19 protein-coding genes are annotated in these 24,626 nt (G+C 63.6%); 8 read left to right on the top strand and 11 right to left on the bottom strand.

Annotation, left to right across the window (positions count from 1 at the left end):
- Window positions 1-21: 21 nt before the first annotated feature.
- Window positions 22-1,407, top strand: a complete 1,386-nt coding sequence (gene radA, locus HBH1_RS11780) for a DNA repair protein RadA (RefSeq protein ID WP_102662909.1) — start codon at window positions 22-24, stop codon at window positions 1,405-1,407.
- A 29-nt stretch (window positions 1,408-1,436) separates the two neighbouring features.
- Here the strand turns inward: radA and HBH1_RS11775 are convergent, their stop codons facing one another.
- Genes HBH1_RS11775 through ompR form a run of 3 tightly spaced genes read right to left on the bottom strand, consistent with a single transcriptional unit; the run spans window position 1,437 to window position 4,156 of the window.
- A complete protein-coding gene (locus HBH1_RS11775) occupies window positions 1,437-2,003 on the bottom strand; it encodes a flagellar protein FlhE (RefSeq protein ID WP_199181572.1) in 567 nt (188 codons plus the stop codon).
- Window positions 1,996-3,357: a sensor histidine kinase gene (locus tag HBH1_RS11770; RefSeq protein ID WP_199181571.1), complete on the bottom strand. Its 1,362-nt coding sequence runs from the start codon at window positions 3,355-3,357 to the stop codon at window positions 1,996-1,998. Before HBH1_RS11770 ends, HBH1_RS11775 begins: the two co-directional genes overlap by 8 nt.
- Before the next feature lie 37 nt (window positions 3,358-3,394).
- On the bottom strand, window positions 3,395-4,156 hold the full coding sequence (gene ompR, locus HBH1_RS11765; RefSeq protein ID WP_039874787.1) for an osmolarity response regulator transcription factor OmpR: 762 nt from the start codon (window positions 4,154-4,156) through the stop codon (window positions 3,395-3,397).
- 187 nt (window positions 4,157-4,343) lie between these two features.
- Between ompR and HBH1_RS11760 the strand changes: the two genes are divergently transcribed.
- Window positions 4,344-4,625: a hypothetical protein gene (locus HBH1_RS11760; RefSeq protein WP_006462564.1), complete on the top strand. Its 282-nt coding sequence runs from the start codon at window positions 4,344-4,346 to the stop codon at window positions 4,623-4,625.
- Between the two features lie 147 nt (window positions 4,626-4,772).
- Here HBH1_RS11760 and HBH1_RS11755 read toward each other — a convergent pair whose 3' ends face one another.
- The 8 genes from HBH1_RS11755 to dapC all read right to left on the bottom strand — a co-directional run bounded on the left by HBH1_RS11755 (window position 4,773) and on the right by dapC (window position 13,124).
- On the bottom strand, window positions 4,773-5,432 hold the full coding sequence (locus HBH1_RS11755; RefSeq protein WP_199181570.1) for an amino acid ABC transporter permease: 660 nt from the start codon (window positions 5,430-5,432) through the stop codon (window positions 4,773-4,775).
- Between the two features lie 93 nt (window positions 5,433-5,525).
- Window positions 5,526-6,329, bottom strand: a complete 804-nt coding sequence (locus tag HBH1_RS11750) for a cystine ABC transporter substrate-binding protein (protein ID WP_102662906.1) — start codon at window positions 6,327-6,329, stop codon at window positions 5,526-5,528.
- A gap of 135 nt (window positions 6,330-6,464) precedes the next feature.
- Window positions 6,465-8,450, bottom strand: coding sequence for an ATP-binding cassette domain-containing protein (locus HBH1_RS11745; RefSeq protein ID WP_102662905.1), 1,986 nt, complete (start codon window positions 8,448-8,450; stop codon window positions 6,465-6,467).
- Window positions 8,451-8,500: 50 nt separating this feature from the next.
- Window positions 8,501-9,391 carry a 50S ribosomal protein L3 N(5)-glutamine methyltransferase gene (gene prmB, locus HBH1_RS11740; protein ID WP_102662904.1) on the bottom strand — a complete coding sequence of 297 codons (891 nt, stop codon included), beginning with the start codon at window positions 9,389-9,391 and terminating at the stop codon, window positions 8,501-8,503.
- Between the two features lie 25 nt (window positions 9,392-9,416).
- Entirely contained in the window at window positions 9,417-10,544 is a 1,128-nt protein-coding gene (gene dapE, locus HBH1_RS11735) for a succinyl-diaminopimelate desuccinylase (protein ID WP_102663001.1), read from the bottom strand.
- Window positions 10,545-10,546: 2 nt separating this feature from the next.
- On the bottom strand, window positions 10,547-10,906 hold the full coding sequence (locus HBH1_RS11730; protein WP_102662903.1) for an ArsC family reductase: 360 nt from the start codon (window positions 10,904-10,906) through the stop codon (window positions 10,547-10,549).
- 114 nt (window positions 10,907-11,020) lie between these two features.
- The gene (gene dapD / locus HBH1_RS11725) at window positions 11,021-11,854 is read right to left on the bottom strand and encodes a 2,3,4,5-tetrahydropyridine-2,6-dicarboxylate N-succinyltransferase (RefSeq protein ID WP_006462557.1); all 834 of its coding nucleotides are present in this window, start codon (window positions 11,852-11,854) and stop codon (window positions 11,021-11,023) included.
- Window positions 11,855-11,912: 58 nt separating this feature from the next.
- Window positions 11,913-13,124 (bottom strand): succinyldiaminopimelate transaminase, encoded by a 1,212-nt coding sequence (gene dapC, locus HBH1_RS11720; RefSeq protein WP_102662902.1) that lies wholly within the window; start codon window positions 13,122-13,124, stop codon window positions 11,913-11,915.
- A gap of 376 nt (window positions 13,125-13,500) precedes the next feature.
- On the opposite strand from dapC, the gene HBH1_RS11715 reads away from it, so the two are divergent.
- The 6 genes from HBH1_RS11715 to def all read left to right on the top strand — a co-directional run bounded on the left by HBH1_RS11715 (window position 13,501) and on the right by def (window position 24,577).
- A complete protein-coding gene (locus HBH1_RS11715) occupies window positions 13,501-15,282 on the top strand; it encodes a methyl-accepting chemotaxis protein (protein WP_102662901.1) in 1,782 nt (593 codons plus the stop codon).
- Between the two features lie 211 nt (window positions 15,283-15,493).
- Window positions 15,494-19,024 (top strand): chromosome segregation protein SMC, encoded by a 3,531-nt coding sequence (smc, locus tag HBH1_RS11710; protein ID WP_102662900.1) that lies wholly within the window; start codon window positions 15,494-15,496, stop codon window positions 19,022-19,024.
- Window positions 19,025-19,477: 453 nt separating this feature from the next.
- Complete coding sequence (locus HBH1_RS11705) at window positions 19,478-20,797, top strand: cell division protein ZipA C-terminal FtsZ-binding domain-containing protein (protein WP_102662899.1); 1,320 nt, start codon at window positions 19,478-19,480, stop codon at window positions 20,795-20,797.
- A gap of 23 nt (window positions 20,798-20,820) precedes the next feature.
- Window positions 20,821-22,938 carry an NAD-dependent DNA ligase LigA gene (gene ligA, locus HBH1_RS11700; protein WP_102662898.1) on the top strand — a complete coding sequence of 706 codons (2,118 nt, stop codon included), beginning with the start codon at window positions 20,821-20,823 and terminating at the stop codon, window positions 22,936-22,938.
- A gap of 119 nt (window positions 22,939-23,057) precedes the next feature.
- Window positions 23,058-23,948: a UTP--glucose-1-phosphate uridylyltransferase GalU gene (galU, locus tag HBH1_RS11695; RefSeq protein WP_102662897.1), complete on the top strand. Its 891-nt coding sequence runs from the start codon at window positions 23,058-23,060 to the stop codon at window positions 23,946-23,948.
- 92 nt (window positions 23,949-24,040) lie between these two features.
- Window positions 24,041-24,577: a peptide deformylase gene (def, locus tag HBH1_RS11690; RefSeq protein ID WP_102662896.1), complete on the top strand. Its 537-nt coding sequence runs from the start codon at window positions 24,041-24,043 to the stop codon at window positions 24,575-24,577.
- Window positions 24,578-24,626: the final 49 nt, after the last annotated feature.

Below are 24,626 nucleotides of genomic sequence, written 5' to 3'. Positions count from 1 at the left end.
ATAAGGAACAGCAAGGCGACAATGGCGAAGCCCAAGACCAACTACACCTGCACGGAATGCGGCGGGATCAGCAACAAATGGGCCGGCCAGTGCCCGGCCTGCGGACAGTGGAACACCCTGGTCGAGACCCTGGTGGAGCCGGCCGGTGGCAACCGTTATTCCTCGACGCCGCAAAGCCTGGCACAGACCGCCCCGGTGCTCAGCCTGGCCGACATCGAGGCCATCGACGTGCCACGTTTCGGCACTGGTATCGAGGAATTCGACCGGGTGCTGGGCGGCGGCCTGGTGCCGGGTGGGGTGGCCCTGATCGGTGGCGATCCCGGCATCGGCAAGTCGACCCTGCTGCTGCAGGCACTGGCCAATATTTCCAAGCTGAAGAAGGTGCTCTACGTCAGCGGTGAAGAATCCGGCTCGCAGATTGCCCTGCGCGCCAAGCGGCTGGCGGTGGATGCGCGCGAACTGCAACTGCAGGCCGAGATCCAGCTCGAAAAGATCCTCGCCACCCTGGCCGAACACAAGCCGGAAGTGGCCGTGATCGACTCCATCCAGACCGTGTATTCGGACGCGCTGACGTCGGCGCCGGGCTCGGTGGCGCAGGTGCGCGAATGCGCGGCGCAGTTGACGCGGGTTGCCAAGACCTCCGGCATCACCATCATCATGGTTGGCCACGTGACCAAGGAAGGTGCACTGGCCGGCCCCCGCGTGCTGGAACACATCGTGGATACGGTGCTGTATTTCGAAGGCGATACCCATTCCAGTTTCCGCCTGGTGCGCGCCTTCAAGAATCGCTTCGGCGCGGTCAACGAACTGGGTGTGTTCGCGATGACGGAAAAGGGCTTGAAGGGCGTATCCAACCCGTCCGCCCTGTTCCTCTCCCAGCACGAGAACCAGGTCCCTGGCTCCTGCGTCATGGTGACCCAGGAAGGTACACGTCCACTATTGGTGGAGATCCAGGCCCTGGTCGACAGTTCGCATGTGCCCAACGCCCGCCGTCTCTCGGTGGGCCTGGAGCAGAACCGGCTGGCCATGTTGCTGGCCGTGCTGCATCGTCATGCGGGCGTTGCAGCGTTTGACCAGGATGTGTTCATCAATGCTGTGGGTGGCGTGAAGATTACTGAGCCCGCGGCCGATCTGGCAGTGCTGTTGGCGATCAATTCATCGATGCGCAACAAACCCCTGCCACGGGGCCTGGTGGTCTTTGGCGAGGTAGGGCTGGCCGGCGAAATCCGTCCGGCACCGCGCGGTCAGGAACGCTTGCGCGAGGCCGCCAAGCTGGGCTTTTCGATCGCCGTCATTCCCAAGGCCAACGCACCCAAGCAGCCTATCGAGGGCTTGAAGGTGATTGCGGTGGAACGCATCGACGATGCCCTGCAGAAGGCACGCGAGATCGACGATCTGGCGGCCTGAGTCGCTTGCCCAGGCCGATAAGGCAGCGTTCAACGCGAAATATCGAAGGTCACGATGACCTGGTTGACTTCGCCCTTGACCGGCGCTTCGCCGGTGCGCGTGCTGCCGCGTACGCCGTAGTAGAGCTGGAAAGGCAGGTTGGCATCGCGCCCGTTGAAGAAGTCGGTGCTGCCGCTGTCGGCATGGCTGACGTCCCAGCACAGGGCGGCATCCTTCCAGCAGAGACGGGCTTCAAAGCCGGCCGGCTTGCGCGCTACGGTGTAGCGCCAGCTGACCTTGCTGATGGTGGCGCCCGGCGGGATCTGACCCACCACCTTGAACTGCGTGAGGTAGTCGGCATTGCGGGCGCGGATGTCGGGACCCGCTTCGTCCGATGCGTAGGCGCCGCTGGGGCCATTCCTGGCGGTGGTCGGTGCTACGGGTGAGGGTGCTGCCGGCGTGACGGGCGATACGATGATGATGGGGCGGCGGTTTTCCGTGCCGCCCTGCGGCAGGCTCAGGTTGCGATCGGCATAGCTCTGGGCCGGTGCCAGGGCAGGGAGCAGGGCGCTACCGGCCAGCAGCATCATGCTGGCCAGCCCGGCGCGCTCACGCATGGCGACGATGCCCCTTCAGCGGCAGCGTGATCTGCACCAGCAGGCCGCCACGGGTTTCTTCATGACCCTTCAAGTTCAGCTTGCCATTGTGCTTGAGCACGATGCGGTTGACGATCGCCAGGCCCAGTCCGGAACCGTTGGCCTGTCCGCGCGCGGTATCGAGCCGCGTAAACGGGCGCAGCAGGCGCTCGCATTCATTCTCCGGCACGCCCGGGCCATGATCGAACACGTCCACCACCACGTGATGTCCTTCGATGCGACTGCGCAGATGGATCTCCGCGCAATCGGTGCCCGGCGTCTTGCCGTAGCGGCGGGCATTTTCCACCAGGTTGCTGAAGACCCGCGCCAGCTCGGTGCCATTGCCGGCGACTTCGGTGGCCGGGGTGATCTGGGTGGTGATCTTCACGTCGGACAGCCGGCCGGAGTTGCTGGCAACGTCCTCCAGCAGGCTGGCCAGGTCGATGGTTTCCAGATTGCTGGTGTCGAAAGGTTTGGCGTAGTCCAGGAACTGCCCGATGATGCTATCCATCTGCGCCAGATCCGAATGCATGCCGTCGCGCGATTCATCGGAGAGGTTGGCCATCTCCACTTCCAGCTGCATGCGCGCCAGCGGGGTGCGCAGGTCGTGCGAGATGCCGGCCAGGATCAGGGCGCGGTCGGATTCGATGCGATTGAGGTCGGCCACCATCTGGTTGAAGCTGCGGTTGGCTTCCTCGATCTCGGTCGGTCCGGACTCGGGCAGCGGCTCCGGTTGCCGCCCCTTGGCGATGGCGCGGGCCGCAGCCGTCAGGCGCGCCAGCGGCTGGTTGATCAGGGTCGAGATGAAGACCGCGCCGATCAGCGACAGGAACAGTGCAATCGAGCCCCAGCCCAGCCATTGCAGGCTGGAGGTGCGGTCCAGGCGGCCGCGGTCGAGCATCAGCCAGTACTGGTCGTCATCGATGTTGAAGCTGATCCAGAACCCTTCGACGTCGTTCACGCTGGAGGCGAAGGTGGTGTTCTCATCCAGCGACTGACGCACGTAGTACTCCAGTTCGGGGACGATGGGCGTGTCTTCCGGTGGGACGATGCGGTCGGTCTTTTCCAGCGGATAGATGCGGATACCTTCATTGCTGGCCAGGTCGAACAGGAGTTCGCGTCGCATCTCCGGCGCCGAGTGGGTCAGCGCAGCGCGGGTGATGGTCACGACCGAGACGATCTGGGCGGCCAGCTGCTCCGCACGCGGGCCGCGTTCGACCATACGGAAACTGGCCACCCAGGCCACCATGCTGGCGGTGATCAGGAAGGTCAGGAGGAAGAAGGTACGCCAGAACAGGCCGTTGCTGAACCATCCTGATTGGGGTCGGGCTTTCATCGGCAAACGGCCTGCAGGTCAGGGGTGAAGCGGGCGATCAGCGCGGTTTCCCTTCCGGGATGAAGACATAGCCCAAGCCCCAGACGGTCTGGATGTACAAGGGATTGGCCGGATCCGGCTCGATCAGCTTGCGCAGGCGCGAAATCTGCACGTCCAGGCTGCGATCGAAGACTTCATATTCACGGCCGCGTGCCATTTCCATCAGCTTTTCACGCGACAGCGGCTGGCGGGCGTTACGGGCAAAGACCTTCAGTACCGAGAATTCGCCGGTGGTGAGGGAAATCGTTTCGCCGTTCTTTTTCAGGGTACGGGTACCCAGGTCAAGGATGAAATCGCCAAATTCGAAGGTTTCCGGCGTCTCCGAAGGCGCGCCGGGCAGTTCGTCCGGGCCCTTGCGGCGCAGCACCGCGTTGATGCGGGCCACCAGCTCACGCGGATTGAACGGTTTGGGCAGGTAGTCATCCGCACCCATTTCCAGGCCGATGATGCGGTCCACGTCCTCGCCCTTGGCGGTGAGCATGATGATCGGGGTCTGGTCGCCGGCGCCGCGCAGGCGGCGGCAGATCGCCAGGCCATCTTCGCCGGGCAGCATCAGGTCCAGCACCAGCAGGTCATAGCGCTCACGGATCCAGAGCTTGTTCATGGCCTGGGCGTTTTCGGCCGTGACCACGTTGAAACCCTGTTCGGTCAGATAGCGACGCAGCAGGTCGCGCAGGCGGATATCGTCATCCACCACCAATACTTTGAATTGATTGGCGGATGTTGTCGTATTACTATTGTTGCCAGTAGTTGTATTCATGTTGCCTATGGTAGCGTCTTGGCGATTTTGAGCAAGTCAGGGCGGATGATCCATTACAAACTGTTACATACCTTACCTTAATCATCTTATACCATCGCGGCCTGCGGCCTACACTGGAATCAGGCAAGAAAGCCATGTCGTCAGGGCTTTCCCTTTTGATTCTCTGTCCTCGGAAAATACGCACATTATGAAGATTGCAGTCGTCAACAAGCTATGTCTGGCAGTGATGCTGGCGCTCGGTGTGGGAGCGGCCGCGTCGGCAGCCCCACCACAGGGTGGCCGGCCGATGCCGGGGCAGCCGGGCGACTTCCGTCAGCACGCGGGTGATTTCAACCCGCAGGATCACCGCAACCAGATCGCCAGCGATCAGGATCAGCGCCGCAACGGCAAGCTCAGCGCCGATGAACGGCGTGAACTGCGGCGCCAGATCAACGAAGTCGGTCAGGACATCTACCGCGTCAAACGCTAGCGCTGATTACTGTTTCATGGATGTCGTCGGCGCGGAAAGATTCCCGCCCCGATCCAGAAATGCGAAAAGCCCGGATGCACAACATTCGGGCTTTTTCACGTTCACTAACGGCAGTGATGGCTGCGTCTGCGCAAGGTCTTGCTCGACCTATATCTGGTGCGCCTTGCCCAATTTCTTTTCAAGGCGATGCTGCAAGGCCTCGAAACACAGGCTGAGCACCCAGTAGATCGCCGCTGCCGCCAGATAGAGCGGTAGCGGGCGGAAGGTCACGGCAATCACTTCCTTGGTGGCCAGCATCAGTTCCGTGACGGTAATGACGGAAACCAGCGAGGTATCCTTGATCAGGCTGATCAGGGTATTGCTCATCGAAGGCACGGCGATGCGCACCGCCTGCGGCACGATGATGTAGCGCAAGGTCTGGAAATAGGTCAGCCCCACGCTGTAGGAGGCGTTCCACTGGCCACGGGTGACACCCAGGATGGCACCGCGCAGGCTTTCCGACAGGTAAGCCCCGGCGTTCAGGCTCAGGGTCAGGACGCCGGCCGTCAGCGGCGAGAACTCGATACCGATCCCCGGCAGGCCGTAATACACCACGAAGATCTGCACCAGCAAGGGCGTGCCGCGCATCATGCTGACGTAGAGCGCAGCCGGCCAGTGGATCGGACGCCAGGGAACGATGCGCGCCACGGCCAGCACGAAACCCAGCACCAGTCCGCCCACCATCGACGCCAGTGCAAAAAGCAGGGTATAGCCCACGCCCTTGGCCAGGGTGGGGGCGGCTTGCTGTAGCAGTTCCAGGATTTCCATAGGCATTCGATATAAAAAATTATCCCCGCAATGCGGGGATAAGTCGGTCCGCCCGGTCAGTGCCGGGCGGCATGGAGCGCCGGTGAGCGCGCCTTATTGTGCTTTCGGCGCCTGGCTCACGTCAATGCCGAACCACTTCTCGGAAGCGGCCTTGAAGCTGCCGTCGGCCTTGATGTCGGCCAGGGCCTTGTTCAGCGCGGCCTTGAATTCCGGGTTGCCCTTGCGGAAGGGGATGCCGATCTTGTCGACCGTGCCAATGGGACTGCCGGCCTTCAAGGGCAGGTTGGTCGACTTCAGGATGTAGCCGACCAGCAGGCTGTCATTCAGGGCAGCATCGATGCGACCGGCGGCCAGGTCAGCCAGGTATTCCGGCGAGCCCGGATAGGTGCGCACGTCGATGCCCGGCACGGCCTTGGCCTTCTGTTCGAAGTTGGTGCCCTGGCCCAGGCCGAGCTTCTTGCCCTTCAGGTCTTCCAGATTCTTGAATTCGCGCTTTTCATCCTTGCGCACGATCAACTGTGCGCTGGAGAGGGTGTAGGGATCGGAAAAGTCGAAGGCCTTCTGGCGTTCGTCGGTAATACCCACCTGGTTGATGATGACGTCATACTTGCCGGCGCCCAAGCCCGCCAGAATGCCGCTCCATTCGGTGGTGGTGAAGACGGGTTTCACGCCCAGCTTGGCCGCCAGCAGCTTGGCCACGTCGACCTCGAAGCCGGTCAGCTCGCCGGTCTTGGCGTCCTTGAAGTTGAACGGCGGGTAATTGCCTTCCAGCGCCACTTTCAGGGTGCCGCTGCTCTTGACCGATTGCAGCAGGTCAGCTGCGGAAACGCTCAGGGAAGAGGCCAGCAGTGCAGCGCCAACGCCAGCCAGCAGCCATTGCTTGATGTTCTTGTTCATTTGTTGATTTCCTTTCGAAAACAATCGCCACGAAAACGCAGCCAGGTCGCCATGATGCCTTCGTTTTGCCGAACTGCAAGGGCAGGCTTAAGACTTTGATGTAGAAAGCTTATGCCGGCCCCCAGCCAGGCGGCATCAGGCCTGCAGTTGCTCCAGCGCTTCCTGCTGCTCCAGCCACTCGTTCTCCAGCTGTTCCAGCTCCTTGCTGCAATAGGCCTGGTCGGTGATGAGCGTCTTCAGTTCTTCCTTGTTGGCCGCATCGTAGATATCGGCACTTCCCAGCCGCGCATCGATGTCAGCCTTGCGCGCATTGAGCTTGGCGATCTGTTCATCCAGCCGCTTGATGCGCGTCTCAATGGGCTTCTTCAGCGCCGACATCTTCTGGCGCTGCTCGGCTTCCAGTCGCTTCTGCTCCTTGCGGTCCACGGTGCTGGCCGACGAAGCGGCGTCCGCCACCTGGCTGGCCGTGGGCAGGGGCGCTGCGGCAGCCGCATCATTGCGTGCGGCCAGCTTGGTCTTGAAGAGCCAGTCCTTGTAGTCGTCCAGGTCGCCGTCGAAGTCTTGCAGCTTGCCCTCGGCCACGATCAGGAACTGGTCGGTGGTGGCACGCAACAGGTGCCGATCGTGGGACACCAGGACCAGCGTGCCTTCGAACTGCGCCAGGGCCATGGTCAAGGCTTCACGGGTTTCCAGGTCAAGGTGGTTGGTCGGTTCGTCCAGCAGCAGGAGGTTGGGGCGCTGCCAGACGATCAGGGCCAGGGCCAGCCTGGCTTTTTCGCCACCCGAGAAGGGCGCGATGGAGGACGATGCCATGGTGCCGTTGAAGTTGAAGCTGCCCAGGAAGTTGCGCAACTCCTGCTCGCGCACATCCGGCGCCAGTCGCGTCAGGTGCCACAGCGGCGATTCGTCATGGCGCAGCATCTCCACCTGGTGCTGGGCGAAGTAACCGATCACCAGCCCCTTGCCCAGGCGGGCCGTGCCCGACAGCGGATCGATCTCGCCTGCCACCGTCTTGATCAGCGTGGACTTGCCGGCGCCGTTGACGCCCAACAGGCCGATGCGCTGGCCGTTCTGCAGCGAAAAGTCGATGCCATGCACGATGATCTTGTCTTCATCCGGCGCGCCGTTCTTGCCCTCGATGTGATAGCCGGCATTGACCTTTTCCATCACCAGCAGCGGGTTGGGTGCCGACAGCGGTTCGCGGAACTCGAAGGAGAATTCGGCCGCCGCCCGCAGCGGTGCCAGCTCTTCCATCTTGGAGAGCGCCTTCATGCGGCTCTGCGCCTGGCGCGCCTTGGTAGCCTTGGCCTTGAAGCGGTCGATGAAGGATTGCAGGTGGGCGCGCTGGCGCTGCTGCTTCTCGATCATGCCGGCCATCAGCTCCAGCTGCGCCGAGCGCTGGCGCTCGAAGGCGCTGTAGTTGCCGGAATAACGCTTGAGCTTGCGATCATCGATATGGACGATGACATTGACCACGCCATCCAGGAAATCGCGATCGTGGGAAATGATCAGCAGGGTGCCCGGGTAGCGCTTCAACCAGTCTTCCAGCCAGATGATGGCATCCAGGTCCAGGTGGTTGGTCGGTTCATCCAGCAGCAGCAGGTCGGACGGGCACATCAGCGCCTGTGCCAGGTTCAGGCGCATGCGCCAGCCGCCCGAGAAGCTGGCCACCGGCCGCGCCATCTGCTCCAGCGAAAAGCCCAGGCCCAGCAGCAACTGCTCGGCACGCGAGCGCACCGTATAGGCGTCGGCATCGGCCAGGGCGGTGTGCAGTTCGGCGATGTGGTTGCCGTCGTGCTTGTCATCGGGCTGCGCTTCGGCGCGGGCCAGATCGGCTTCCAGCTGGCGCAGGTGGGCGTCGCCATCGATGGCGTATTCGATGGCCGGACGGTCCAGCGCCGGCGTTTCCTGCGCCACGTAGGCCATACGCCAGCGTGCCGGGAAATCGATATTGCCCTGGTCCGCGTGCAGTTCGCCACGCAGCATGGCGAACAGGCTGGACTTGCCGGCGCCATTGGCGCCGATCAGGCCGATCTTGTCGCCCGGGTTGAGCGTCAGGTCGACATTCTCCAGCAGCGGCTTGACGCCGCGCTGGAGGGAGACTTGCTGGAAACGGATCATCGGTGATTCACAATCAGTGGAACGCGGTGGAGCAGGGCGGGCCTGGCAGTTCAGCCCAGTTGCAGTTGTTCGGCCGTGACCAGGAACACCATGTCGTCACCGGCGCTGGTGGTCAGCCAGGTCAGTTCCAGTTCCGGGAAGGCGGCTTCGGCAAAGGCGCGTTCGTTACCGATCTCGACCACCAGCACGCCTTCGGGCGTGAGACGTTCAGCGGCGCCAGCGACGATCTTGCGCACCAGGTCCATGCCATCTTCGCCGCCGGCCAGCGCCAGTTGCGGCTCGCGCAGGTATTCCTGCGGCAGCTTGGCCATGGAACCGGAATTCACATACGGCGGATTACTGATGATCAGGTCGTACTTGCGGGCCGGCAGTTGGGTGTAGAGGTCCGACTCGACCAGGTTGATGCGCTCCTGCAGCTGGTACTCGTCCACGTTCTTGCGCGCCACCGCCAGGGCATCAGCGGAGATGTCGACGGCATCGATCTGCGCATGGGGGAAGGCATCGGCCAGCAAGACCGGCAGGCAGCCCGAACCGGTACACAGGTCCAGCGCATTCACGATGGCTTCCGGGTCCTGGATCCACGGCGAGAAATGCTGCGGAATCAGTTCGGCGATGAAGGAACGCGGCACGATCACGCGCTCATCGACGTAGAAGCGATAGGCGCCCAGCCAGGCTTCATTGGTGATGTAGGCGGCCGGTACGCGGTCCTTGCTGCGGCGTTCGATCACGCGCATGACGGAGGCAATTTCCTCGGGCAGCAGACGCGCATCGAGGAAGGGATCGAGCTGGTCCAGCGGCAGCTTCAGCGTATGCAGGATCAGGTAGGCTGCCTCGTCCAGCGCATTGCTGCTGCCGTGACCGAAGAACAGTTGCTCGGTGTTGAAACGGGTCACGGCGTAGCGCAGCAGGTCGCGCACGGTGGAGAAATTGTTGGGGGTCATGATGTTCTCTTCAATGCTGCGGCACTCAGGCCAGCAGGTTTTCCAGCGTCTTGCGGTAGATGTTCTTCAGGGGATCGATGTAGCGCACTTCGATGTGCTCGTCGATCTTGTGGATGCTGTCGTTGGGCGGACCGAATTCGATCACCTGCGGGCAGATCTGGGCGATGAAGCGGCCATCCGAGGTGCCGCCGGTGGTCGACAGTTCGGTCTCCAGGCCGGTCTCGTCCTTGATCGCCTTGGCCAGCGCATCCGACAGGTCGCCGCGCGGTGTCAGGAAGGGCAGGCCGCCGACTGTCCACTTCAGGTCGTATTCCAGGCCATGCTTGTCCAGGATGGCGTGCACGCGCTGCTGCAGGCCCTCCACGGTGCTGGCGGTGGAGAAGCGGAAGTTGAAGTCGATCACCACTTCACCCGGGATCACATTGGAGGCACCGGTGCCGCCATGGATGTTGGAGACCTGCCAGGACGTCGGCAGGTAGTATTCATTGCCCGCATCCCACTGTTCGGCGACCAGCTCGGCCAGCGCCGGCGCGGCCTGGTGAATGGGGTTGCGCGCCAGTTGCGGATAGGCGATGTGGCCCTGGATGCCCTTGACGGTCAGCTTGCCCGACATGGTGCCGCGGCGGCCGTTCTTGATCATGTCGCCCAGGGTCTTGGCCGAGGTCGGCTCGCCCACGATGCAGTAGTCCAGTTGCTCGCCGCGTGCCTTCAGGGCATTGCAGACCACCACGGTGCCGTCGATGGCCGGGCCTTCTTCATCGCTGGTGATGAGAAAACCGATCGAACCCTTGTGATCCGGGTGCGCTGCGGTGAACTCTTCGCAGGCCACCACCATGGCGGCGATCGAGGTCTTCATGTCGGAGGCGCCACGGCCATACAGGCGGCCCTCGCGCAGGGTCGGCTGGAACGGATGCGACTGCCACTTCTCCAGCGGGCCGGTCGGTACCACGTCGGTGTGGCCGGCGAAGACCACCAGCGGCTGGGCTGTTCCCTTGCGCGCCCACAGGTTGGTGACGTCACCGGACTGGATGGTCTCGCAGACGAAGCCCAGGGGCGCGAGCAACTCCGCCAGCCGCGCCTGGCAGCCTTTGTCTTCAGGGGTGACGGAAGAAAGGGACATCAATTCCTGGGTCAGGGCCAGCGTCTTGCTCATGATCATTTCTCGAAAATGTGTTGATACTGATCGGCCTTGAAGCCGACGTGATACTGCTTGCCGTCGAAGAGCACCGGGCGCTTCACCACCGAGGGGTTTTCCACCATCAGGGCGACTGCGGCAGCGTCATCGGTGATGGCGGCCTTGCGTTCGTCGGGCAGGGCGCGCCAGGTGGTCCCCTTGCGGTTGACCAGCACGTCGCGCTCCACGTCCTTCAACCAGGCTTGCACCTGGGCGGGCTCCAGGCCGGCCTTCTTGAAATCGTGGAAGTGGAAGGCGATCCCTTGCTCGTCCAGCCACACGCGGGCCTTCTTGACGGTGTCGCAGTTGGGGATGCCGTAGAGGGTGATCTTGTCGCTCATGCTCGTTCTCGCGCTTTGCAATGGGGGCCACTAGAACACGACGCCGCGCCGGTGTACGAGACGACCGGCGCGGCGCGTGGTGTTGCAGGACTTCAAGGAAGCCGCAAGGCGGGATTACTCGCCGCGCAGCAGTTCGTTGATGGAAGTCTTGGAACGGGTCTGGGCATCGACCTTCTTGACGATGATCGCGGCGTACAGGCTGTACTTGCCATCCTTGGAGGGCAGATTGCCCGGCACCACCACGGAACCGGCCGGCACGCGGCCGTAATGCACTTCACCGGTTTCGCGGTCATAGATCTTGGTCGATTGGCCGATGTACACGCCCATGGACAGCACCGAGTTTTCTTCGATGATGACGCCTTCGACCACTTCCGAACGGGCACCGATGAAGCAATTGTCTTCGATGATGACCGGACCGGCCTGCACCGGCTCCAGCACGCCGCCGATGCCGACACCGCCGGACAGGTGAACGTTCTTGCCGATCTGCGCAGCCGAGCCGACGGTGGCCCAGGTGTCGACCATCGTGCCTTCATCGACATAGGCGCCGATGTTGACGTAGGACGGCATCAGCACCACGTTGCGGCCGATGAAGGAACCGTGACGGGCCACAGCAGGCGGCACCACGCGGAAGCCACCCTTGGCGAAATCTTCGGCGGTGTAGTTGGCGAACTTGGTGGGCACCTTGTCGTAGAACTGCGGGTAGCCGGTTCCGGCCGACATCGGCACGTTGTCTTCCAGGCGGAAGGACAGCAGGATGGCCTTCTTCACCCATTGGTTGACTTCCCACTGGCCGACGCCTTGACGGTTGGCGACGCGCAGGGTGCCATCGTTCAGGCCTGCGATCACTTCGGCGACTGCATTGCGGATGTCGGCCGGAGCGCTCTTGGGGGACAGGCTGGCGCGGTCTTCCCACGCCTGATCGATGATTTGCTGAATGGACTGTGTCATGTTGGTATCTATGAACGGTTGGGTGAAAGGGGTATTGGTCTCGCTTGTCGGCGGGCTTTTAGCCCTGGCCGGCGAGTTTCCTGGTAAAGGCGACGATGCGTTGCGCCGCCTCCAGGCATTCCTCGACTTCGGCCACCAGGGCCATGCGGATGCGGCCGGCGCCAGGGTTGACGCCATGCGCCTCGCGCGCCAGGTAGCTGCCGGGCAGCACCGTGACATTATATTCGGCGTACAGGCGACGGGCGAATTCGGTGTCGCTGATGGCGACCAGCTTGTCAACCTTCGCCCAGAGGTAGAAGGCGGCGTCGGGCAGGGCCACGTCCAGCACTTCCTGCAGGAGCGGGGTGACCTGCGAGAACTTGGTGACGTACTTGGCGATGTTGTCCTGGACATGGGTCTCGTCCTTCCAGGCCTCTACCGACGCTGCCTGGATCACCGGGCTCATGGCGCCGCCATGATAGGTGCGGTAGAGCAGGAATTTCTTCAGGATCGCCGCATCACCGGCCACGAAGCCCGAGCGCATGCCCGGCACGTTGGAGCGCTTTGACAGGCTGGAAAACGCGATCAGGTTGCGGTAGTCGCGGCCCAGCTTGCGGGCGGCTTCCAGGCCACCCAGCGGCGGCTCCTGCTTGAAGTAGATTTCGGAATAGCACTCGTCGGAGGCAATCACGAAGCCATAGCGATCCGACAGGGCGAACAGCTCCTTCCAGTCTTCCAGCGTCAGCACCGCGCCCGTGGGGTTGCCGGGCGAGCAGACGAAGAGCAGTTGCACGCGCTCCCACACCTCTTGCGGCACCTGACTGAAGTCCGGTGCAAAGTTGCGCGCCGGGTCGGAATTGACGAAGTACGGCTGGGCCCCGGCCAGGTAGGTCGAGCCTTCGTAGATCTGGTAGAACGGGTTGGGGCACATCACCAGCGCGCCAGGCCTGGTGGGGTCGATCACGGTCTGCGTCAGCGAGAACAGCGCCTCGCGCGAACCATTGACCGGCAGGATTTCGGTGGCCGGATCAGGGCGCAGGATGCCATAGCGATTCTGCAGCCAGTCGGCAATCGCACCGCGCAGGGCGTCGCTGCCCAGCGTGGCCGGGTAGGAAGCCAGGCCGGCCAGGTTGTCGGTCAGCGCGCGCTTGATGAATTCCGGCGTCGGATGCTTGGGCTCGCCGATACCCAGGCTGATCGGACGATAGGCCGGATCGGGCGTGATGCCGGCGAAGAGCTTCTTGAGCTTTTCGAAGGGATAGGGCTGCAGTTGGTCGAGTAGGGGATTCACGTCGCTGGGGCTGGAGTAAAGCTGCCCGGGCCGGCAACTGGCCGGATCATCAGCGAGAACGCGATCATCAGGCAGGAAGGACGGCCACGGCAAAGGGCTGGGAAAGCTTGCGATTATACCGTCATTGCCGCGCCGATGGTCGCCTGGCGAATTGATACGATGACATGCATGAGAGACAAGAGCTCGGGTTGCCGGCAAGCGGGCTGCGCAGGTGTTCAGTCCATGTCGCAGCCACGTTATGAAATGTGCAATCCCGAAAATCAGGCCTGCGTAGCGGGTGTATTCAGTGGATTGTCAGCAAGCTTTCGGGGGTATTGTGGGCGCTCGCCAAAACTGGCCAGCTCACAAGGCTGGCACTGAACCCCGGAGAACAAGAATGAAAAGCCTAAAGGCGCAGCTACTGTCTGCGCTGGTCGTGATGTGGGTAGGACTGTTGCTGCTGGCCGCCTGGTCGGCCTTCAGCGCCCGTGAAAACATGATGGACGAACGCAAGGATGGTCTGCGCCGCGTGGTGGAGGCCGCCAATGGGGTGGTCAACAGCTATGTGGCCGATGTCGCCGCCGGCAAGCTCTCCAAGGAAGAGGCGCAGAAAAGCGCGCTGGAGCGCATCGGCGCCATGCGTTACGACGGCGACAACTACCTGTTCATCTTCGATTCCCGCCCGGTGGTGTTGATGTTGCCCTCCAACAAGGCCATGATCGGCAAGAACGTGGCCGATCGCAAGGATTCCGAGGGCAAGGCCTACTACGTCGAGATGATGAAGGTCGGCCAGGAAAAGCAGCAGGGCTTCGTCCAGTACATGGGCCGCCTGCCCGGTACCGATGACAGCAACCGCACCCCCAAGATGAGCTATGTCGTGCATAACAAGACCTGGGACTGGTTCATCGTCACCGGCGTGTTCCTGAGCGACGTACAGGCACAGTTCCGCAGCGACCTGCTCAGGCTGATGGGCATCCTGCTGGTGGTGGGGGTGGTGGTGTCGGTGATGATGCTGGCCATCATCCGCCGCATCACCGGCAGCCTGGGCGGCGAGCCGGCCTATGCGGTGGCCATCGCCACCCGCATCGCCAACGGCGACCTGACCGTGAAGGTCGATACCCGGCCCGGTGACCAGCGCAGCCTGCTCTACGAGATGGCCACCATGCGCGAACGCCTGGCCGGGGTGATCAAGGGCATCCGCCAGGGCACCGATGCCATCGACGTCGGTGCGCACGAGATCGCGGCCGGCAACCTGGACTTGTCTTCGCGTACCGAAGAACAGGCTGGTTCACTGGCGACTACTGCTTCCAACATGGATTCGCTGACCGCCACCGTCAAGCAGAACGCCGACAACGCCCGCCAGGCCGGGCAACTGGCCAACAACGCTTCGGAAATCGCCCAGCGCGGGGGCGAGGTGGTGGGTCAGGTAGTGCAGACCATGGAAGGGATTACTGAAAGTTCGCGCAAGATTTCGGACATCATCGGCGTCATCGATGGCATTGCCTTCCAGACCAATATCCTGGCCCTGAATGCCGCGGTCGAGGCGGCCCGGGCCGGCGAGCAGGGCCGCGGCTTTGCGGTGGTGGCCTCCGAGGTGCGCTCGCTGGCCCAGCGTAGCGCCCAGGCCGCCAAGGAAATCAAGGCCCTGATCGAGGATTCGGTGCAGCGCGTGGGCAGTGGCTCCGACCAGGTGGCCCGCGCCGGTGAAACCATGGGCGAGGTGGTCTCGGCGGTGCATCGCCTGACCGATATCGTCAGTGAAATCTCGGCCGCTTCCGAAGAGCAGCGCCGCGGCATCGAACAGGTCAACCTGGCCATTGGCGAGATGGACCAGGTGACCCAGCAGAATGCGGCGCTGGTCGAGGAAGCCGCCGCCGCAGCCGGCTCGCTGGAAGAGCAGGCGCGACGCCTGAAGGCGGCCGTGGCCACCTTCCAGGTCGAAGGCGAGGCCTCCGCCGTGGAGGCGGCTGCGCGCCCGGCCCCGGCAATGGCGGCCAAGCCGGCGTCTGCGCCGTCCTTCAAGCCCGCCCCGAAGAAGCTGACGCCGAAGGCGGCCGCTTCGGCGAACCCGGCGGCCCCCGCCAAGGCAGCCGCACTAGCCATACCGGCGGCCAAGCCGGCCGCTGCCGCGAAGAAGCCGGCGCCCGCCGGCGATGACGGGGACTGGGAAACCTTCTGATCCTTGCTGCCGCCGTAGATAGCGCTTGACGCTGTGCCGATGCAAGTCGGCACAGCGTTTTTCATTGGGCGGGAGCAGGGCGGTGACAGCGCCGGCCAGGGCTCGGGCGAGGGCCGTTTTTGGCCGTGGCGGGGGCTGGCGATGTTATGATACCGGCCTTCCCGGAAGCAAAATTCCCGCTTTCCCTCAATTGTTCTAATTTGTCGATAACGTGCGTCTAACTTCCATCAAATTATCTGGATTCAAGTCCTTCGTCGAGCCTACGCATTTCCAGGTTCCGGGGCAGCTGGTAGGCGTGGTCGGACCCAACGGCTGCGGCAAATCCAATATCATCGACGCCGTGCGCTGGGTGCTGGGCGAGTCCAAGGCCTCCGAGCTGCGCGGCGAGTCGATGCAGGACGTCATCTTCAACGGCTCCACCCACCGCAAGCCGGCCGGACGCGCCTCGGTCGAACTGGTGTTCGACAATTCCGCCGGCAAGGCTGCCGGCCAGTGGGGGCAATACGCCGAGATCGCCGTCAAGCGCACCCTGACCCGCGACGGTACCTCGTCCTACTACATCAACAACCAGTCGGTGCGTCGCCGCGACATCCAGGACATCTTCCTCGGTACCGGCCTGGGCCCGCGTGCCTACGCCATCATCGGCCAGGGCATGATCTCGCGCATCATCGAAGCGCGCCCCGAAGAGCTGCGCATCTTCCTGGAAGAAGCCGCTGGCGTGTCCAAGTACAAGGAACGCCGCCGCGAGACCGAGAACCGCCTGCACGATACCACCGAAAACCTGACCCGCCTGGAAGACATCCTGCGCGAGCTCAACGCCAACCTGGAAAAGCTGGAAGCCCAGGCCGCCGTGGCCAAGAAATTCCATGAGCTGCAGAACGACCAGGAAGAAAAGCAGAAGCTGCTGTGGCTGCTGCGCAAGAACGAAGCCAAGGCCGAGCAGGAAAAGTTCTTCAAGGAAATCGAACGCGCCCAGATCGACCTGGAAGAGCAGACCGCCAAGCTGCGCCACGTCGAGACCGAACTGGAGCACATGCGCCAGGCCCACTACGGTGCCGGCGACCGCCTGCACCAGGCGCAGGGTCACCTGTACCAGACCAACTCCGAGATCGGCAGCCTGGAAGCGCAGATCAAGTTCGTCATCGAATCGCGCAACCGCCTGCAGGCCCAGTTGAACTCCCTGGGCGCGCAGCGTGACCAGTGGCAGCGCCAGGGCACGCAGCAGCAGGAAGAACTGGCCGAGGCCGAAATCCAGCTGGAAGAATTCGGCATGCGCGTGGAGCAGGCCCAGCACGCCGTGCAGGACAGCAGCGACCGCCTGCCCTCGCTGGAAGCCGCCTGGCGCGAGTCGCAGCTGAAGACCACCGAATCGCGCGGCAAGATCATGCAGGTGCAGCAGCAGATCGAGCTGCAATCGACGCACCAGCGCAATGCCTCCAACATCCTCTCCGGCCTGGCGGTGCGCCGCGAGCGGCTGATGCAGGAAAAGAACGGCATGGCCCTGCCCGACGAGACGCACCTGTCCAACCTGCGCATGCAGCTGGAAGAGAAGCAGGCCTCGCTGGAAGAGGCCAGCATGTATCTGGAAGAGGCGCAGGAGCAGTTGCCGCGCCTGGAAGAAGAGCGTCGCACCGCCCAGGAACTGGTGAGCAAGGAAACCTCGGCCAACGCCCAGCTGGAAGCACGCCTGAGCGCCCTGAAGCAGTTGCAGGAAAGCGTGCAGGCGCAGGGCAAGGTCCAGCCCTGGCTGGAAAAGCACGGCCTGGCCGAACTGCCGCGCCTGTGGCAGAAGCTGCACATCGAATCCGGCTGGGAAACCGCGCTGGAAGCGGTGCTGCGCGAGCGCATGTCGGCCCTGGAAATGTCCAACCTGGACTGGGCCAAGGCCTTCTTCAGCGATGCACCGCCGGCCAAGCTGGCGCTGTACGCCCCCAATGCCGGGCTGGCCCAGCCGGAAGCGCAGCCGGTCGCCGGCCTGAAGCCCTTCGTGGGCCTGCTGCAGCTGAACGATCCGGGCCTGCGCGCCCTGATGAACGACTGGCTCAACCACATCTACATCGCCGACGACACGGCTACCGCCTTTGCCGAACGTTCGAAGCTGCCGCTGGGTGGTCTCTTCGTGACTCGTCAGGGCCATGTGGTGAGCAATTCCAGCGTGCGCTTCTATGCCTCCGATTCGGAGCAGGACGGCATGCTGGCGCGCCAGCAGGAAATCGAGAACATCACCAAGCAGCAGCGTGCCCAGTCCATGCTGGCCGAGGAAGCCAAGGGCCGTGCCGTGCGCGCCGAGGCGGCCTTGTCGGGTGCTTCGCAGCGTCTGCAGGAGCTGCGCCAGCGCGTCAATTCGCTGACCCAGTCGGCGCATAGCCTGCAGATCGAGGTAATGAAGCTGGCCGAGGTGCAGGAGCGCTTCAACCAGCGCAGCACCCAGATCGCCACCGACCTGGAAGAAATCGGCATGCAGGAAGCCGAACAGCAGCAGGTCCAGGCCGAATCCGAAGCGCGCTTCGAGGAACTCGATATCGAACTGGCCGAGCTGCAGGAGCAGCACGAAAACGGCCAGACCGATTACCTGAACAAGGAGCAGCAGCTCAACGACGCGCGGACCCGCCTGCGCGAGCTGGAGCGTGCGGCCCAGGAGACCGAGTTCGCCGAAAAGTCCCATCGCAACAAGATCGAGGAATTGAAGCGCGGTATCGCCACCGCCCTGGAACAGGCGGCGCAATTGTTCGCCAGCATGCAGCAAGGCTCGCTGGAGCTGGAAAGCCTGGACGACCAGGCCGCCCAGGCCGGCCTGCAGGAATTGCTGGACCGTCGCAGCGAGCAGGAACGCGCACTGGCCGATGCCCGTCACGAACTGGACCAGCTGTCCCAGCAATTGCGCTCGCATGAAGAAAGCCGCATGCAGGCCGAACGCAGCCTGCAGCCGCAGCGCGACCGCATCACCGAACTGCAGCTGAAGGAACAGGCCGCGCGCCTGAACCAGGAGCAGTTCTCCGAAGCCCTGGCCCAGACCCAGGCCGACGAGGCCGCGCTGTCGGAGAAACTGACCAGCGACATGCGCCCGTCCTACCTGCAAGGCGAAGTGACCCGCCTGACCAATGCCATCGCGGCACTGGGCGCGGTCAACCTGGCCGCGCTGGATGAACTGGCCACGGCTTCCGAGCGCAAGCACTTCCTGGATGCGCAGCATGCCGATCTGAACGAAGCCATTACCACCCTGCAGGATGCGATCCACAAGATCGACATGGAAACCCGCGACCTGCTGCAGGACACCTTTGACAAGGTCAACCACCACTTCTCGGAGCTGTTCCCGGTGCTCTTCGGCGGCGGCCAGGCCAAGCTCATCATGACTGGCGACGAGATCCTGGATTCCGGCGTGCAGGTCATGGCGCAGCCGCCGGGCAAGAAGAACGCCACCATCCACCTGCTCTCGGGTGGCGAGAAGGCGCTGACGGCGACCGCCCTGGTGTTTTCCATGTTCCAGCTGAACCCGGCGCCGTTCTGCTTGCTCGACGAGGTCGACGCGCCGCTGGACGATGCCAATACCGAACGCTTCGCCAACATGGTCAAGCGCATGTCGGACCATACCCAGTTCCTGTTCATCTCCCACAACAAGATCGCCATGGAAATGGCGCAGCAGCTGATCGGGGTGACCATGCAGGAGCAGGGCGTGTCGCGCATCGTGGCGGTGGACATGGAGTCGGCCGCCAACTTCTCCAGCGCCGAGCAGGCGGCCTGATGTCGGGTGCGGGATGCCTTTTGCTGGCAGTGCCAAGGTCTTTGTCGGCTTGACAAGCAGGGGGCGCGACCGTACCCTGAAAAACTTGTCGACCGGCCCGGTCCGGGCGTCTGCCCAGCCGGTGTCGGGTCGGCGCTGCGTTTGCCGCAGCGTTCGCAGTAGCTTCGATTCTCGGCCCCCACGGGCCATGGAAAAATAACAATATCTTGACCGCGATCTTGCCGTACTCCTTCTGTCCGACGCGCCCGATGTCCGCCTGCCTGGCCGACGCCGATGGCGGCGCAGCAATGCCGAGCGTGGCAGCGACGGACGCGCATGTACCGGCGGCCGCGGTCGGCCTTCTTGGATTGATAGGATTCGGATTTCTTCGATGAGCAGCTTCTCCCAGCCGACCATGCCCTGCGGCGCCCATGATGGCGCCCCCCAGCCAGATAGCCTGAAAGGTCGTGCAGCATGATGATGGATCTCCAGACCAGCCTGATCATTCTCGGCGGCGTCTTCGTCGTCGGTGTCATCTCCTACAACAAATGGCAGGAACACAAGGCGCGCAAGACCGTCGAGCGCGCCTTCTCTTCGTCCCATGACGATGTGCTGATGTCGCCGGATGAGCCCTCGGCCATTGAACCGGTGTTCGCCGCGCCGCAGGGCGAGCGTGCCGCTGCCGGCCCCTCGGCCCTGGCCGAGGAAACGACCGAGCGCACCGAGCCCTCCCTCTACGATATTCCCGAGCGCAGGCCCGTGCCGGCGCCGGTGAAGGCTTACCAGGACCAGGCCGAGTTCGAGCCGCGTGAACCCTTCCTGGGCGAGCCGCCGGCCGGCGAGCTGCCCCGCGCCGCCGACGAGGCGGTGCTGGACGAGGCCCTGGCCCAAGCCCCGCAATCGACCGTGGCCCAGGTCATCGCCGGTGCCGAAGACCAGTTCGAAGCCGCGCCCGCCTTCACGCCGCCGCCCGAAATGCAGGCGCGCCTGGCGCCGCGCCGCGAACTGCCGGTCGATGAACTCATCGACTGCAACATCCCCATCGCCCTGGACAACCCCCTGCGCGGCGACAAGCTGCTGCCGCTGTTGCAGAACCTGCGCCATGTCGGCAACAAGCCGGTGCACTTCATCGGCCGCACCGCCGAAGGCGACTGGGAAGCCGTGGCCCATGGCGGCATCTACACCGCGTTGCTGGCCGGTGCGCAGCTGGCCAACCGCAGCAACGCCCTCAACGAAATCGAATACTCGGAACTGGTCATGCGCCTGCGTGACCTGACCGATTCGCTCTCGGGCGAACCGGAACTGCCGGACATGCCTGACGTGATCCGGACCGCCCAGGCGCTGCACCAGTTCATCGCCGACCATGATGTCCAGCTGTCGGTGAACGTGCGCTCGCAAGGTGCGCCGTGGAGCCTGGCGACGCTGCTGGCGGCGCTGACCCGTCAGGGCTTCGACCGTCGCACCGAAGGCTTCCTGGTGATGCAGGACGGTGAGGGCGAGGTACTCTTTGCACTCTCCACCAATGCCACGCCGACCGACGAGACCACCGACCGCCTGACGCTGCTGCTGGATGTGCCGCGGGTGTCGCCGGCACGTGACGGCTATGGCGCCCTGGTGGCCTGCGCCCGTTCGCTGGCCCAGCGCCTGGGTGGCGTGATCGTCGACGACAGCGACCAGCCCCTTTCCGATGAAGCCCTGGCCGATATCGCCGAACAGGTCGCCGCCTTCTACAGCGCCATGGAATCGGCCGAGATCGCAGCCGGCTCCACCCGTGCCTTGCGCCTGTTCAGCTAAGGCCCCGTTCCTACTCCTCCACGATGCAAGCAGATCTGTTTTCCGCCGGCCGGCCCCCGCAAGGGGCGCCGGACTGGCTGGTGCGCGCCTTCGCGCTGCGCGCCGACCTGAATCGCCACAATCACAGCTATTACGTGCTGGACCAGCCGAGCATTCCGGATGCCGAATATGACCGGCTGTTCCAGGAACTGCAGGCGCTGGAAACCGCCCACCCCGAACTGCTCACCCCTGACTCGCCCACCCAGCGCGTCGGGGCAGGCCCCTTGCCGCAATTCGAGCCGGTGCGCCATGAAGTGCCGATGCTGTCGCTGGGCAATGGCTTTTCCGATGAGGATATCGAAGCCTTCGATAAGCGGGTGCGCGACGGGCTGGAAAGCCTGCAGGAAGTGCGCTATGCCACCGAACTGAAGTTCGACGGCCTGGCCATCAGCCTGCGTTACGAAAACGGCGTGCTGGTCCAGGCTGCCACGCGGGGCGACGGCACGACCGGCGAAAACGTCACCGCCAACATCCGCACCGTGCGCGCCATTCCCCTGCGCTTGCATGGCGAACAGGTACCGCAGGTGATCGACGTGCGCGGCGAAGTGCTGATGTACAAGAGCGATTTCGCCCGCCTGAACCAGCGTCAGCGCGATGCCGGGCAGAAGGAGTTTGCCAACCCCCGCAATGCCGCTGCCGGCAGCCTGCGCCAGCTGGATTCGCGCATTACCGCCCAGCGCACGCTGCGCTTCTTCGCCTATGGCATCGGCGTGCTGGAAGGTGCCGAGATGCCGGCTTCGCATTCGGCACTGCTGGACTGGTACCAGGAACTGGGCCTGCCGGTGTGCAAGGAGCGCGCCGTGGTCACGGGTGCGGCCGGGCTGCTGGATTTCTTCCGCGGCATCGGCGCCAAGCGCGAGAGCCTGCCCTACGAGATCGACGGCGTGGTCTACAAGGTAGACCGGCTGGATCAGCAAAAATACCTGGGCTTTGTTTCGCGCGCGCCGCGCTTTGCGCTGGCCCATAAATTCCCGGCGCAGGAAGCGCTGACGGTGGTGCAGGACATCGAGGTGCAGGTCGGCCGCACCGGTGCCATCACGCCGGTGGCCCGACTCAATCCGGTCTTCGTGGGCGGCGTCACCGTCACCAATGCCACCCTGCATAACGAGGACGAGGTACGCCGTAAAGACATCCAGATCGGCGACACCGTCATCGTGCGGCGTGCCGGCGACGTGATCCCGGAAGTGGTCGCCTATGTGCCCGAGAAGCGTCCGGCCGACGCCCGTGCCTTCGTCATGCCCACGGCCTGCCCGGTGTGCGGCTCGCCCATCGTGCGTGCCGAGGACGAGGCGGTGGCGCGTTGCTCCGGGGGCTGGCTCAAGTGTGCTGCCCAGCGCAAGGGCGGCCTGCAGCACTTTGCCTCGCGTCGCGCCATGGATATCGAGGGACTGGGCGAGCAACTGGTCGAACAACTGGTTGATCGCAAGGTAGTCAACACCCCGGCTGACCTCTATCGGCTGGGCCTGTCGGCACTGTCCGAACTGGACCGCATGGCTGAGAAATCGGCACAGAACGTGCTGGACGCGCTGCAGAAGTCCAAGACCACCACGCTGGCGCGCTTCATCTATGCACTGGGCATCCGCCACGTGGGCGAGGCCACAGCCAAGGAGCTGGCACGCCATTTCGGCGGCATCGACAAGCTGCTGGTGGCCAGCGAAGAGCAATTGCTGGAAGTGGCCGACATCGGCCCGGTGGTGGCCAGTTCGCTGCGCGCCTTCTTCAGTGATCCGCTCAACGTGGAACTGGTCGAGCAATTGCGTGCAGTCGGCGTACACTGGCCCGAAAGTGCAGGTGTGGAGGCCGGCGCCAAGCACCTGGCCGGCAAGACCTTCGTGTTGACCGGCAGCCTGCCCAATCTCTCCCGCGACCAGGCTTCGCAGTTGATCGAGGCGGCCGGCGGCAAGGTGTCGGGCTCGGTGTCCAAGAAGACCAGCTACGTGGTGGCCGGCGCCGACGCCGGCAGCAAGCTGGCCAAGGCCGAGGAGCTGGGGTTGACCATCCTGGACGAGGACGCCCTGAAGGCATTGTGTGCAGGCGAGGGCGGTGCGGGCGATGCGGACAGTGAAGGTGGCGACGCTGACAACGCTGACAACCCGGCGTAATTACCTTGTCTTTTTATTCATATACAATGCGCCACCATGACATTCCCGTTCAGTCGGGGCTGCTCTGCCAAAGCAGACGATAACGCACTACCAAGACCTATTCCTACCTCGGAGTCATGATGATCAAGAAGATCAAGAAAGCCGTCTTTCCCGTCGCCGGTCTCGGCAGCCGCTTCCTGCCCGCCACCAAGGCGCAACCCAAGGAAATGCTGCCCATCGTCGACAAGCCGCTGATCCATTACGCTGTCGAAGAAGCGGTGGCCGCCGGCATCACCGAGATGGTGTTCATCACCGGCCGCAACAAGCGCGCCATCGAAGACCACTTCGACAAGGCCTATGAGCTGGAAAGCGAACTGGAAGCGGCCGGCAAGAAGAAGCTGCTGGAAATCGTCCAGAACGTGGTACCCAAGAACGTCAATTGCATCTTCATCCGCCAGTCCGAACCGCTGGGCCTGGGCCACGCCGTGCTGTGTGCGCGTCCGGTGGTGGGCGAGGAACCGTTCGCGGTGCTGCTGGCCGATGACTTCATGGACACCGACGACGGTGTCAAGCCGGTGCTGGCACAGATGACCGACATCTATGCCCGCGAAGGCATGAGCATGCTGGCGGTGCAGGAAGTGCCCAAGAGCGAAACGCGCCAATATGGCATCGTCAGCGCTACGCCTTACCAGCCCGACCTCGAGCGCGTCAATGCCATCGTCGAGAAGCCGGCACCGGAAGAGGCGCCGTCCACGCTGGCGGTGGTGGGTCGCTATGTGCTCAACAGCCGCATCTTCCACTACCTGGAAAACATCCCGCGCGGTGCCGGCGGCGAAATCCAGCTGACCGACGGCATCGCCAAGCTGATGCAGGCCGAGTCGGTACTGGCCTATCGCTATCAGGGGCAGCGCTATGATTGCGGTTCCAAGCTGGGTTACCTGAAGGCCATGGTGGCCATGGGCCTGAAGCATCCGGAAACCGGCCCGGCCTTTTCCGAGTACCTGCAGGAAGTGGCGAACAAGCAGCGCTGAAGATGAGCTCGCATGGTGCGACCATGATGATGCCCTGATGTGCTCACACCCTGATGCCCGGCCCGACCGGGCGTCTTTCATGGAGAAAATGAATGGCGATACGCGAGATTCTCAAGATGGGTGACCCGCGCCTGCTGCGCCAGGCGCAGCCGGTGACCAAGTTCGGCACGCCCGAGCTGGCGCGGCTGGTCGATGACATGTTCGAGACCATGCGCGCCGTCAACGGTGCGGGACTGGCGGCGCCCCAGATCGGTATCGATCTGCAGCTGGTGATCTTCGGCTTCGGCCACAACCAGCGCTATCCGGACGCCCCGGCCGTGCCCGAGACGGTACTGATCAACCCCGTCCTGACACCCCTGTCCGACCAGGAAGAGGAGGGCTGGGAGGGCTGCCTGTCGGTGCCCGGCATGCGCGGCGTGGTACCGCGCTGGAGCCGTCTGCGCTACAAGGGCGTGGACCAGAACGGCAACCTGATCGACCGCACCGTGGAGGGCTTCCACGCCCGCGTGGTACAGCACGAGTGCGACCATCTGCAGGGCATCCTGTACCCGATGCGCATTCGCGACTTCCGCCAGTTCGGCTTTACCGAAGTGCTGTTCCCCGAACTGGACCCCAATCAGGACGACTGAGTCCCGGTCTTGCGCTTGAGGCGGTCGTAAAAAAAGCATCCCGGCACGG

This window comes from Herbaspirillum sp. BH-1, assembly GCF_002870055.1.
Lineage (GTDB): Bacteria > Pseudomonadota > Gammaproteobacteria > Burkholderiales > Burkholderiaceae_D > Herbaspirillum > Herbaspirillum frisingense.
The sequence above is the reverse complement of the archived record's forward strand: the minus strand, read 5'-3'. Positions and strand labels throughout refer to the sequence as shown.